This is a genomic window from Streptosporangium vulgare, from assembly GCF_042428775.1.
Classification (GTDB): Bacteria; Actinomycetota; Actinomycetes; order Streptosporangiales; family Streptosporangiaceae; genus Streptosporangium; species Streptosporangium vulgare.
This window is the reverse complement of record NZ_JBHMBS010000021.1, coordinates 63903-75898: the sequence shown is the minus strand read 5'-3', so window position 1 is coordinate 75898 and position 11996 is coordinate 63903. Positions and strand designations below refer to the sequence as shown.

10 protein-coding genes are annotated in these 11996 nt (G+C 71.5%); 4 read left to right on the top strand and 6 right to left on the bottom strand.

Annotated elements, in window-relative coordinates; genetic code table 11:
* Positions 1–19 precede the first annotated feature (19 nt).
* The 4 genes from ACFFRH_RS32500 (at position 20) to ACFFRH_RS32485 (ending at position 4033) form a co-directional block, all read left to right on the top strand.
* Positions 20–1174, top strand: a complete 1155-nt coding sequence (locus tag ACFFRH_RS32500) for a carbohydrate ABC transporter permease (RefSeq protein ID WP_386161215.1) — start codon at positions 20–22, stop codon at positions 1172–1174.
* Positions 1174–2061: a carbohydrate ABC transporter permease gene (locus ACFFRH_RS32495; RefSeq protein ID WP_386161214.1), complete on the top strand. Its 888-nt coding sequence runs from the start codon at positions 1174–1176 to the stop codon at positions 2059–2061. Before ACFFRH_RS32500 ends, ACFFRH_RS32495 begins: the two co-directional genes overlap by 1 nt.
* Before the next feature lie 44 nt (positions 2062–2105).
* Positions 2106–2336 carry a zinc-ribbon domain-containing protein gene (locus tag ACFFRH_RS32490; RefSeq protein WP_386161213.1) on the top strand — a complete coding sequence of 77 codons (231 nt, stop codon included), beginning with the start codon at positions 2106–2108 and terminating at the stop codon, positions 2334–2336.
* Between the two features lie 167 nt (positions 2337–2503).
* Positions 2504–4033, top strand: coding sequence for a golvesin C-terminal-like domain-containing protein (locus tag ACFFRH_RS32485; RefSeq protein ID WP_386161212.1), 1530 nt, complete (start codon positions 2504–2506; stop codon positions 4031–4033).
* 68 nt (positions 4034–4101) lie between these two features.
* Here the strand turns inward: ACFFRH_RS32485 and ACFFRH_RS32480 are convergent, their stop codons facing one another.
* The 6 genes from ACFFRH_RS32480 to ACFFRH_RS32455 form a co-directional block, all read right to left on the bottom strand.
* On the bottom strand, positions 4102–4926 hold the full coding sequence (locus ACFFRH_RS32480; RefSeq protein ID WP_386161211.1) for a carbohydrate ABC transporter permease: 825 nt from the start codon (positions 4924–4926) through the stop codon (positions 4102–4104).
* Positions 4923–5894: a carbohydrate ABC transporter permease gene (locus ACFFRH_RS32475; protein ID WP_386161210.1), complete on the bottom strand. Its 972-nt coding sequence runs from the start codon at positions 5892–5894 to the stop codon at positions 4923–4925. The genes ACFFRH_RS32480 and ACFFRH_RS32475 overlap by 4 nt, the downstream gene beginning before the upstream one ends.
* Positions 5891–7294 carry an ABC transporter substrate-binding protein gene (locus ACFFRH_RS32470; RefSeq protein WP_386161209.1) on the bottom strand — a complete coding sequence of 468 codons (1404 nt, stop codon included), beginning with the start codon at positions 7292–7294 and terminating at the stop codon, positions 5891–5893. The genes ACFFRH_RS32475 and ACFFRH_RS32470 overlap by 4 nt, the downstream gene beginning before the upstream one ends.
* 347 nt (positions 7295–7641) lie before the next feature.
* Positions 7642–9555 carry a substrate-binding domain-containing protein gene (locus ACFFRH_RS32465; protein WP_386161208.1) on the bottom strand — a complete coding sequence of 638 codons (1914 nt, stop codon included), beginning with the start codon at positions 9553–9555 and terminating at the stop codon, positions 7642–7644.
* 46 nt (positions 9556–9601) lie between these two features.
* A complete protein-coding gene (locus ACFFRH_RS32460) occupies positions 9602–10867 on the bottom strand; it encodes an enolase C-terminal domain-like protein (RefSeq protein ID WP_386161207.1) in 1266 nt (421 codons plus the stop codon).
* A gap of 148 nt (positions 10868–11015) precedes the next feature.
* Positions 11016–11891 carry an NAD-dependent epimerase/dehydratase family protein gene (locus tag ACFFRH_RS32455; protein WP_386161206.1) on the bottom strand — a complete coding sequence of 292 codons (876 nt, stop codon included), beginning with the start codon at positions 11889–11891 and terminating at the stop codon, positions 11016–11018.
* Between the last annotated feature and the right edge of the window lie 105 nt (positions 11892–11996).

Below are 11996 nucleotides of genomic sequence, written 5' to 3'. Positions count from 1 at the left end.
GGACGTGAGGGAGACTGACGTGGCCGAGACAACGACCGCACCGCGGCGTCCCGCGCGCCGCCTTGGCGACAGGGCCAGGGAGAACATCGCGGGCTGGCTCTTCGTGGCGCCGGTGGTGGTGATCCTCACCCTGTTCATGCTGCTGCCGATCGTGATGGCGCTGTGGGTGAGCCTCACCGACTGGAACGGGCAGGGCAGCCCGTTCCGGGCACAGGTGCCGTTCGTCGGCGTGGACAACTACACCGAGCTGTTCACCCAGGACAACCTGGCCCGCCTGAACTTCATGACGAGCCTGCGCAACAACTTCTACTACGTGCTGGTCGTGGTGCCCGCCCAGACGGTCCTGGCACTCGGCCTGGCACTGGTCGTCAACCGCCGGCTGCTGAAGGGCAAGACCTTCTTCCGCACCGCCTTCTTCTTCCCCTCGGTGACCAGCTCGGTGGCGATCAGCGTCCTGTTCCTGTTCATCTTCAGCAACTCCGGCGCGGTCAACCAGCTGCTCGCGTTCGTCGGCGTCGACGGGCCCCCGTGGTTCTCCGACGCGCGCGGCGTGCTGCACGTGCTGCTGGGCTCCGTCGGCCTGGTCGATCCCGAGGCGCCCCCCGCGGCGCTGACCGCCGGCGGCCCGTTCGGGCTGTCGTGGTGGGACTGGCTCTCCGGTCCCAGCGTGGCGATGTGCACGATCATCATCCTGGTCGTGTGGACCACCTCGGGCACGTTCATGCTGATGTTCCTCGCCGCGCTCCAGGACATCCCGGTGACCCTGGAGGAGGCGAGCATGCTGGACGGCGCCACCTCCCGCCAGCGCCTGCGCTACGTGACGCTGCCGATGCTCAAGCCGACCCTGTTCCTCGTCCTCACCCTCGGCCTGATCGCCACCTGGCAGGTCTTCGACCAGGTGTACGTGATGAGCCAGGGCAAACCCGCGAAGACCACCCTGACACCGGCCTTCCTGTCGTACCAGACGGCCTTCAAGGAGCTGGACTACGGCTCCGGCGCCGCCATCTCGTTCGTCCTGTTCGTGCTCATCGTGGTGCTGGCGGCGTTCCAGCGGTGGGTCATGCGCGACAGGGACGCCAGGGACGGCGGGTCCGCGAAACGCCCCGCGTCACCTCCCGCGCCACCCCCCGCTTCTCCCACGCCACGTTCCGCGTCACGCCAGAGGAGGGCATGATGTCCTCGGTCAAGACCCGTTCCGCCCCCGCCCGCTCGGAGGGGGCGGGCGGGGGGATCCGCTCGCTGGTCTCCAGCTTCGGCGGGTACGCCGTCCTCGTCTTCTTCTCGCTGGTCTTCCTCTACCCGTTCGTCGTCCAGGTCGCCAACGCGTTCAAGACCGAGCCCGACGCCGCGGCCAACCCGCTCTCGCCGATCCCCGACCCGGTGACGCTGGCCGGTTTCGAGCGCGTGTTCGCCGACACCGGCATGCCGCTGTGGCTGGGCAACTCGGTGCTGGTCACCGTCGTCATCACCGTCGGCCGGGTGTTCCTCGACTCCCTCGCCGGATACGCCCTCGCCCGGCTGCGCTTCCGGGGGCGCGGGGCGCTCTTCGCCTCGATCGTCGCGATCATGGCGGTCCCGGGGGTCGTGCTGTTCATCCCGAAGTTCCTGGTGCTGAACCAGCTCGGCATCTACGACAGCTACACCGCGCTCATCCTGCCGATCATCGCGGACGCGGCCGGGGTGTTCATCATGAAGCAGTTCTTCGAGTCGATCCCGGTGAGCGTGGAGGAGGCGGCGCGGATCGACGGGGCGGGCCGTTTCCGCATCTTCTGGTCGGTGGTGCTGCCGATGGGACGCCCCGCCGTCATCACCCTGACGATCATCTCCTTCCAGAGCAGCTGGAACGAGTTCCCGCACACCCTGGTGGCCGTCCAGGATCCCAGCCTCTTCACCCTGCCGCGCGGCCTGGCCGACCTGGTCAGCGGCTCCCTCGGGCTCGGCAGCCAGTACCCCCTCAAGCTCGGCGCGGCGGTGCTCGCGACCATCCCGGTCGCGATCATTTTCGTGATCTTCCAGCGCTACTTCATCCGCGGCGCCAACGAGGGCGCGGACAAGGGTTGACGGAGCGCGAGGAATAGCGGGCCCGTAACGGGTATGTCTGGATGATGCTCATCTTCGGTTTGCGTACGGTGGCCCACCGGCTCGGGGTGCTGACCCTGCCCTGCCGCAACTGCGGCAACACGGCGGCGCAGGTGCTGTCACGGCGGGTCACCAAGTTCAGTCTGTTCTTCATCCCGCTGTTCCCGGTACGGACGCGATACGACATGCAGTGCACCTTCTGCGGGGCCTCGTACGCCGTCTCCAAGGAGGAGGCGAACCGGCTGGCGGTTCGCTGACCCCCTCCCTCACCTGCATATATAGCGGCCTATCAGACTAAAGAAGGGATTTGTCTGGAACAAACAAAGAAGTGTTAATTATTTACACATGTCGCGTTTCTGCTTTACGGTGCCGAATCAGCCGGTGTCCGGACGGGACCCGGATCCCCGATTCCCAAGGAGACTCCGTGCAGAACGCCCGGCCGCGCTCGCACCGCCGGTCAGCCGCGATCCTGTCCGCCGTCCTCGCCGTCCTGCTCCTCGTGCCCGCCCAGGCCGCGAGTTCCCGGTCGGCGGGCCCCCTGGCGGACGCCTTCGCTCGCGCCTCCGCCGCGTACGACGTGCCGCGCGACCTGCTCGTGGCACTCGCGTACGCCGAGACGCACCTCGACGGGCACGACGGCGAGCCGAGCGCGAGCGGCGGATACGGCGTGATGCACCTGGTCAGCAACCCCGCCGTGCGCGCCCTGGAACGCGCGGCCCAGCTGACCGGCACACCGGCGGCGACCCTGAGGCAGGACGACGCGGCCAACATCCTCGGCGGCGCCGCGCTGCTGCGCTCCCACGCCGACGCGCTCGGTCTCGACGCCACCACCAGGAAGGACGCCGGGCAGTGGTACCCGGCCGTGGCCAAGTACGGCAACGCCTCCAGCTCCGAGACGGCCAGGCTGTACGCCGACACCGTCTACGACCTCCTCGGCAGGGGTGTCCGGGCCACCGCCGCGAGCGGCGAGGTCGTCACCGTCACGGCCGTGGAGCTGCAGGCCGACCGCGGCGTCTACGAGGGGGTGCGGGAACTCGCCGCCAAGGCCCCGAGCCCCGACTACCCGGCCGCGAGCTGGGTGGCCGCCCACGCCGGAAACCGGACCGCCGCGAGCAGGCCGGGAAGCAACAAGATCGACCGGATCGTCATCCACGTCACCCAGGGGGCGTACGCGGGCACGATCTCCTGGTTCCAGAACCCCGCCGCGAAGGTGTCCGCGCACTACGTCGTCCGCTCCTCCGACGGCGACGTCACCCAGATGGTCCGCGACAAGGACGTCGCCTGGCACGCCGGGAACCGGTCCTACAACACCAGGTCGATCGGGATCGAGCACGAGGGGTTCGTCGGCGACGCCTCCTGGTTCACCGACGCGATGTACCGCGCCTCGGCGGCCCTCACCCGCGCCCTCTGCGACAAGTACGGCATCCCCAAGGACCGCTCGCACATCATCGGGCACAACCAGGTCCCCAGCGCCACGCACACCGACCCGGGCTCCCACTGGGACTGGGCCAAGTACATGCGGTACGTCACCGGGAACACCGCCCCCTGGTCGGCGACCGTCGACAACTCCACCTCCGGCGCGTTCACCGCGGGCGCGAACTGGACCGCCTCCGCCGCCGCCGCCGGGCGCCACGGCCCCGACCACCGCCAGGCCAAGCCGGTGACCGCGAGCGACGTCGCCTGGTACCGGTTCGCCGTCCCCGCCGCGGCCACCTACCAGGTCGAGGTCTGGTACCCCGCCGCCCCCGGCCACAACGGCTCCGCCCCCTACATCGTCGCCACCTCCGCCGGGAGCAGGACGGTCTACGTCGACCAGCGCGCCGGTGGCGGCGCCTGGCGCGGCATCGGGACGTTCGCGCTGAAGGCCGGGACGTACAACGCCGTCGGGGTGAGCCGCTGGACCTCCGGCACGGGACTGATCGTCGCCGACGCCGTACGCCTCACCCGGCTCTGAGCTCCCCCGGGGCTCCCCCGGGCAGGGCGGCCCACTCCGGTGCGGTGGGCCGCCCTGCCCGGGAGGGATCACCCCTTGACGGCTCCCACGAGGCCGTTGACGAAGTAGCGCTGCAGCAGGAGGAAGAGCGCGATGACCGGGATGACGATGATCAGGGACGCGGCCATCACCTCGTTGTAGTGCGGCACGTCGCCCGACAGCAGGGTCTCCAGGCCGAGCGGCAGGGTGTAGAGGGAGGGGTCGTTGAGGGACACCCGCGTCAGGACGTACTCGTTCCAGGTCGGCACCGCGGTCAGCACCGCGACCGTGATGAGGGTGGGGCGGGCGAGCGGCAGGTAGACCGACCAGAAGATCCGGAACTCCCGCGCCCCGTCCGCGCGGGCCGCCTCGCGCAGCTCCCGGGGGATCCCGCTGAAACCGTTGGTGAGCAGCAGCACCGTCAGCGGGGCGGTGCCGTTGACGAACGGCAGGACCAGCCCCAGGTGCGAGCCCAGGATGCCGAGGTTCTTCTCCAGGATCACCACGGGGAGCAGCACCGTGATGCCCGGCACGAACAGCAGCGAGACGAAGAACCAGAACAGCACCTTCCTGCCGGGGAAGTCCAGCACCGCGAAGGCGTACGAGGCGAGGCTGTAGACCACCAGCACCCCGGCGACGGTGAGCGCGGTGACCTGGAGGCTGTTGAGGAAGTACTCGAAGAAGCGCAGGCGGCTCCACGTGGCCACCAGGGTGTCCAGGGTGGGGTTGACCGGGATGAGGTTGCCGCCCCGGAGGATCTCCTCCCTGGTCTTGAAGGCACCCGACAGCATCCACAGGAAGGGGTACAGGCTGATGAGCGCGTACGCCACCAGGGCCGTGCGGGCGATGGTCCTCACGATGCGTGACCCGATCATCGGATCCTCCTGAGCAGGCGCGCGTTGACCAGGGTGAGCAGCAGGGCACCGGCGAAGAGCAGCCAGCCCAGCGCGCTCGCCATCCCCAGGGTCTGGGCGAGGCCCTTCATGAACGAGAGCCGGTAGACCTGCAGGCCGAGCACGTCGGTGTGCCCGCCGGGCCCGCCGTTCGTCATGATCAGGAAGATCTGGAAGCCGTGCAGCGCGTCCCGCACGCCGAGCAGCACGATGGCCGCGGTGAGGGGCGTCAGCAGCGGCCAGACGATCCGGCGCAGCACCTGGCGCGGCGCGGCCCCGTCGATGTGGGCCGCCTCGATCACGTTGGGGTCGATGGCCTGCAGCCCGCTGAGATAGAGCAGGGTCGCGACGGGAACGCTCGACCAGACCAGGATCAGGATCAACGTGGGAAGCGCGGTGCCGGGGTTGCCGAGGAAACCCTGCGGCTGCGACAGGCTGCCCAGGCCGAGCGACCGCAGGAGAACGTTGATCGCCCCGTCGGGCTCCAGCACGTAGCGCCAGGCGTAGTAGACCGCGATGCCGGTGGTGACGTAGGGCAGGAAGTACACCGAGCGGAGCACCCCGCGCAGCCGCTTGACGGAGTTCAGCGCGACCGCGAGCGGGAGCGAGACGGCCACCGTGAGCGCCGGGACGGCCACCATGACCTGGAAGGTGTTCCAGGCCGCCCGGCGCAGCTCGGGGGCGAGCGCCGGGTCGGCGTACAGCAGGTCGAGGTAGTTCTGGAAGCCGGTCCACTTCCACTCGGGGGTGAACCCGTTCCACTTCGCGAAGCTCAGCGCGAAGCCGGTACCGATGGTGTAGACCCCCATCAGCAGGAACAGCGCCACCGCGGGCAGGACGAACGCCCACCCGGTCAGCCACCGCCCCCACCGGCTCCTGCTCCGGCTCCGGCCACGGCCGGGCGACTCCACGGGGAGCCGCCCGGCACGATCCTCGGTAAGGGTGCTCACTTCGTGGACTTCCACATGGAGCCCATGATCTTGTCCATCTCCGGCCCGGCCTGCTGCGGGGTGACCTCCTTGAGCGGCGTCAGCCTGACCATCAGGTTCCCGGGCTTGACCTGGTCGTAGTCGGAGGGGAGGAAGGTGGTGTCACCGGCGTCGTAGGTGGCCTCCGGGGCGCCGGTGAAGTACTTCTGCAGCGACGCGAGGTCGGGCCCGAGCAGTGCCTCGGCCTCCGCGCCCAGGTCGGTCGCCGGCAGGTCGAGCGAGGTCTTCGCGACGATGCCCGCGCCCTTGGGCGAGGTCACGAAGTCCAGCCACTTGACCGCCGCCTCCCGGTTCTTGCTGGTGGCGGTGACGCCGAGGGAGGTGAGCGCCAGGGGCGCCATCACGATCTCCTTGTTGAGTCCCTCGGCGGACGGCGGTATCGGGAAGGCGAGCACCTTGTCGGGGGTCATCCCGTTCTGCGCGAGGAACGCCAGGGTGAAGGTGCCGCCGACGTTGAAGGCCGACTTGCCCTGCGCGAAGGCGACGTCCGCCTCGTCGATGCCGAGCGACGTCGTACCGGGCATCCAGTACGGGGTGAGCTTGCCGTACAGCTCCAGCGTCTTGATCCCGTCGGGCGAGCCGAAGCCCTGCGTGGTGCCCTTGGCGAACAGCGCCTGGAACCTCTCCTTGCCCAGGTAGGAGTGGGCCAGCGGCTGGTAGGCCCAGTTGAAGCCGGTCTGGGTGACCTTCAGCCCGAGAGAGAGGCCGCCCTGCTTGGGGTCCTTGTCGGTGGTCGCCTTGAGCGCGGCGAGGAAGTCCTCCCACGTCTTCGGCGGGGTGTCCGGGTCGAGCCCGGCGGCCTTCAGCTTCTCCTTGTTCGCGTAGACGATGCCGAACGCGCCGGCCGTGAACGGCACGCTGAACAGGGTGCCCGCCTTGACCTGCTTGAACGGCGAGTCGTTGGCCGCGAGGTCGATCCGCTTCTGGGTCATCAGCCCGGCCTCGCGGGTGGTCGGCAGCAGCCGCTGCTTCCAGGCGTCGGAGACGTCGGCGGCCAGGTCGACCAGGAGGCCCGAGGAGCCGACCTCGAGGTCCTCGCCGCCCGCGTGCAGCTCCAGCACGTCCGGCAGGTCGCCGGTCTGCGCGGAGCTCTGCACCTTGCTGACGAACACGTCGTCGGGGGTGATCGCCTCGATGGTGACGGCGATGCCCGTCTCGGTCTTGAACTGCTCGGCGGCCTTGGCCAGGGCGTCGGCGTGGGTCCGCTTGAACGTCCACATCTTCAGCGTCTGGCCGGCCGCCTGCCCGCCGCCCTGGTCACCGGCCTGGCCACCGCCCTGCCCGCCGCCCGCGCAGGCGGCCGCGGTGAGCCCCACCGCGAGCGCCAGACCGGCGGCGAGGACCCGCTTGCCTGCTCTCATGTCGCTTCCTTCCCCACTGCCACGATGCGTGCGATGCGTACGGTGTGCGCCGTGTGCGCGCCGCGGTCGGCGCGCGACGGTCCGGTGCCCCCGTGTCTGGCGGGCTCCGGCACCCGGCGGGCGCGGTCAGGTGATCGGTATGGGCCGGTTGGCATCGGCATCGTCACTTCCTCGGGGGGTCGCGGAGGATGACTCCGGGCTCTCGCCCGTGCCCCGGCGGGGATCCGGATCACGGGGCGACGTCCACGCAAATCGTTAAGATTGGTTCCGAAACTTACACGCAACACAGCGCGTGTCAAGGGTCACGCCGGGGCGGAGGAGGGACGGCAGCGCGTGCGGCGGAGTGTTCAGGCCGACCGGCGGCGGACCAGCCGGGCCGGGATCACCGTCTCGGCCGAGAGCTCCGCCGTCCCGCCCCGCAGCCGTTCCAGCAGGCGGCGGGCGCACGCCTGGCCGATCTCCCTGGCCGGGTTGGCCATGGTGGTCAGTCCCGGCGAGACGAGGCTCGCCGCCTCGATGTCGTCGAACCCCATGACGGCCAGGTCCGCGGGAACGCGCAGCCCCCGCTCCTCGGCCGTGTCGAGCGCGCCGATGGCCATGATGTCGTTGGCGCACAGCACGGCGTCCGGAGGTTCCGGCAGGTCGAGCAGGCGGGCGGTGCCCGACGAGCCGCCCGCCCGGCTGAAGTGCGTGTGCGCCACGAGCCGGGGATCGGCGTCCGCGCCGGCGGCCAGCAGCGCGGAGCGGTAACCCGCGACACGCTCGGCCGCGGGCCCCTCCGCGTGCGGGCCGCAGACGAAGCCGATCCTGCGGTAGCCGCGTTCCAGCAGGTAGCGGGTGGCCTCGGCGGCCCCGCCCTCGTCGTCGCTGTGCACGACGTCGACACCGGCCTGGGCCAGGCGGCCCCCGAGCCGTACGACGGGGATGCCCGCCCCGATGACGGGCAGCAGGTCCTCGGCGTGCGTGTGGAAGACCGCGAAGGCGAGGCCGTCCACCTGCCGGGCGATCATCTGGTCGATGGCGGCGCGCTCCAGCTCCCGGTCGCCGTCGGTGTTGCTGATGATCTCGTCGTAGCCCGCCGGTCCCAGCACGTCCTGCAGCCCGCGCGCCAGCGCCGGGTAGAAGGGGTTGGTGATGTCCGGGATGATCAGCCCGATCGTCTGGCTCCTGCTCGTGCGCAGCCCGCGGGCGAGGACGTTGGGCCGGTATCCCAGCTGGTCGATCGCGGCCAGCACGCGCCGCCGCGTCTCGTCGGCCACCGGCCGGCGCCCGTTCAACGCGTGCGACACCGTGGTCGCGCTCACCCCCGCGAGCCGCGCGACCCTGGTGATGCTGGGACGGTCACCGCGGACCGGCCCGCGGACGTCCCGGCCCGCGGCGGGGGCGTCCCCGCCCCCGGGCCGGGCACGCCCCTCCGCCCCCTGTCTCCCCGGCGATTCCCGTACGGGCTCATCCGCCGGGAGCAGCCGTGCCGCCTCGGCGGCCGGGGTCTTCCACGGACCGCCACGCGCGAGGTCCGGCGAATCCCGGTCGAGCGGGTCACGGCCGGAAGGGTCGCGGGAGAGGAGGTCGAGGGCCGCGTCCAGCTCGCGGCGCCCGAGGGCCGCGGCTTCCTCGAAGGCCGCACCGGCGGCGATCCTGAGCAGGGTGGACTCCCAGACCTCGCGGACGGCCGCCAGGATGAGCGCGGCCACGACCCCGGCCCCGAGCCCTCCGTCCGCACCGGGGCTCCCCGCGCCGGGACTGTCCGCGCCGGACTCGATCGCCTCGCGCAGCGCGCGCTCCTGCCCCGCGAACATCTCCCGCGAGTACGACCGCAGCGCCGGGCTGTCCCGGTAGATCCGCGCGTGGACGGCGACCGCCCCGGCGTCGGGCGCGTCGGCCGCGTAGTCCCTGTCGGCCGCGTCTGCTGCGTCTGCTGTGTGACCCGTGTCCTCTCCGGCACCGGCCGAGGGCCTGGCCATGACACGGCGGATCGCGTCGACGGGCCGCTCCCCCGCCCGGCGCTCCCGCAGGGCCCGCTCGGGAGCGGGCCAGCCGAGCGGATCCACCTCGAAGAAGATCTGCTCCTTGACCGGGAAGTGGTTGAAGACCGTCTTGGTCGAGACGTCGGCCACCGCCGCGATCTCGGCCACCGTCACGGTCTCGAAGCCGCGCTCGGCGAACAGGCGGCGCGCCGTACCCGCGATGGCACGCCGCGTCTCGCCTTTCCTCCGCTCACGCCGCGTGGGGGGTCGCTCCTCGGAGGGTGCCGGGACCATGGGCAGATCTTACATCGACACACTCCTTACACCCACTATAAGTTTCTCAGGGCGGCTCGATCCCGCCGTCGGGCCGGCGCACCCGGGCCGACCAGCGCTCGTGGAGATGTTCCAGCGGCGGATACTTCGCCGCCAGCGTCTCGTCCAGGTCGATCCCCCAGCCGGGCGCGTCGTTCGGGTAGAGGTATCCGTTGACGGGGCCGATCGTGCCGGGGAAGACCTCGTGGACGGCCTCGGGATAGAGGTGCCCCTCCTGGATCTGGAAGGCGGGGGTGGTCACGTCGAGCGCCACGTTGGCGGCGGCGCCCACCGGCGAGACGTCCGCGGGCGAGTGCCAGGCGGTGCCCACGCCGGTCAGCTCGCAGAGCGCGACCAGCTTGCGCGCGGGGGTGAGCCCGCCCACCGACGAGACGTGCAGCCGCAGCAGGTCGACGCCGCCCTCGCGGACGATCCTGGCCGCGTCGGCGACGGAGCCGAGCTGCTCGCCCGCCGCGATGGGCATCGGGGCGGCCTCGCGCACCTCGGGCAGGCGGTCGTAGAACTCCGGCGCTATCGGGTCCTCCAGGAAGAAGAGCCGGTACGGTTCGAGCGCCCGCGCGAGGACGATCGCCTGCTTGGGGGTGAGCCGCGAGTGCACGTCGTGCATCAGGCCCGGCTCCTCCCCCAGTTCCCGGCGGGCGCGCTCGAACAGCTTCGGGGTGTCGCGCAGGTAGCGCTGCACGTCCCACCCGTCGGGGTACGGAGAGCCGGGGTAGCCGCCGGGAGAGCCGGGCGAGCCGTAGTGGCCGATCCCCGGCGCGCCCGACTGGAGCCGCACGTGGCGGTATCCGGACGCCAGGATCGCCTGGGCCTCCTCGATCGTCTCCTCCACGGTGGCCGCGCCCGCGTGCAGGTAGGTGTCGGCCGCGGCGCGCACCCGGCCGCCGAGGAGCTCGTACACGGGCATGCCCGCGCGCTTGCCCGCGATGTCCCAGAGCGCCTGGTCCACCCCCGACAGGGCGCTGTTGAGGACCGGGCCACCCCTCCAGTAGGAGGAGAAGTGCACCATCCTGGTGATGTCCTCGATGTCGGCGGGGTGGCGGCCGATCAGGAGGGGGCCGACGTGGTGTTCCACCGCGGCGGCCACGGCGTGGAAGCGCTGGGTGAAGGTCGCGCAGCCCAGGCCGTACAGGCCGGGGTCGCTGGTGTCGACCCGGACCACCACGAGGGGCACGCCCTCGGGGGCGGTGACGATCGGCCGCACCCCCGTGACGCGGAGGGCGTCCCTGGCGGGCCAGGGGGCCTGGGTCTCGGGCATGGGAAGGGATGTCACGCGGCCTCCGCGGCGTCCGGCACGGGAAAAGCGGTCACGCGGCCTCCGCCGCGCCCGGCGGGAAGACGGGTCACGCGGTCTCCGCCGCCGCCCGGTGGGGGAAGGCGGGTCACGCGGTCTCCGCCGCCGCCCGGTGGGGGAAGGCGGGTCACGCGGTCTCCGCCGCGTCGGGCACCGGGAAGGGGTGCCGGACGGTGAGGCCGAGCAGGCGGCGGGCCTCTCCCAGGTCGATCGGGACGGCCCTGCCAGGCAGCGGCGCCCGCCGCTCGACCCCGGGGTGGAAGCGGTCGAGCAGTTCCTCGGTGGGTTGCGGGGCCAGGGTGTCCTCGGCCGTCACGAAGATCGCGCGGTAGCCCTCGATCGGCCGGGTGAGCGCCTGCCAGGTGGCGAGGGCGGCGTCCCTGCCGTCGAGGTAGGTCCACAGCTCGGCGGCGCCGGAGCCGGGGTCCTCCGCGTACTCCTCCGCGCGCTTGTCGAGCTTGTCCCCCGGCCCGCCGATCAGGGGGAAGCGCAGCGCGACGACCGTCATGCCGTAGCGGCGCGCCATCATCGCCGCGGTCGCCTCGTCGGCCTGCTTCGACAGCCCGTACGGGTCCTCGACCTGCAGGGGCAGCGCCTCGTCGATCGGCAGGTAGGCCGGGTGCAGCGGGCGCGAGGCCCAGGGGAAGCCGAGCACGGAGTAGCTGCTCGCGATGGCGGCCCGGCGCACGCCCGCCTGGCCCGCCTCCTCCAGCACCACGAAGGTCGCCCGGGTGTTGCCGCAGAAGACCTCCTCCGGCGTGCCGAGAACCGGGGCCGGGATCGCGGCGAAGTGCGCGACGGCGTCCACACCGTCGAGCGCGTCGCGCACCGTCGCCGGGTCTCCCACGTCCCCGACGACCACCCGGCCCGCCACCGGCCCGCCCGGATCCCGGAGGTCGAGGGCGGTGACGGCCACGCCCCGGTGCGCGAGCAGGTCGAGCATCAGCCGCCCCAGCCTGCCCGCGGCCCCGGTCACCAGGACCCGCCGGGGAACCTCACTCATGCGTCACCACCTGCGGCGGGAAGGGCTCGTCTGTGTCGCAAATCGATTTGTGCATATGAGATCAGCTTGCTACCCCGCCATTGCCGTGTCAATAGCGGTGCGCCC

Bases quoted from the DNA above. Each gene is read 5' to 3' on its own strand.
- ACFFRH_RS32480 (WP_386161211.1), bottom strand. From the start codon at position 4,926: ATGATCGGGTCACGCATCGTGAGGACCATCGCCCGCACGGCCCTGGTG.
- ACFFRH_RS32470 (WP_386161209.1), bottom strand. From the start codon at position 7,294: ATGAGAGCAGGCAAGCGGGTCCTCGCCGCCGGTCTGGCGCTCGCGGTG.
- ACFFRH_RS32495 (WP_386161214.1), top strand. From the start codon at position 1,174: ATGTCCTCGGTCAAGACCCGTTCCGCCCCCGCCCGCTCGGAGGGGGCG.
- ACFFRH_RS32465 (WP_386161208.1), bottom strand. From the start codon at position 9,555: ATGGTCCCGGCACCCTCCGAGGAGCGACCCCCCACGCGGCGTGAGCGG.
- ACFFRH_RS32490 (WP_386161213.1), top strand. From the start codon at position 2,106: ATGCTCATCTTCGGTTTGCGTACGGTGGCCCACCGGCTCGGGGTGCTG.
- ACFFRH_RS32455 (WP_386161206.1), bottom strand. From the start codon at position 11,891: ATGAGTGAGGTTCCCCGGCGGGTCCTGGTGACCGGGGCCGCGGGCAGG.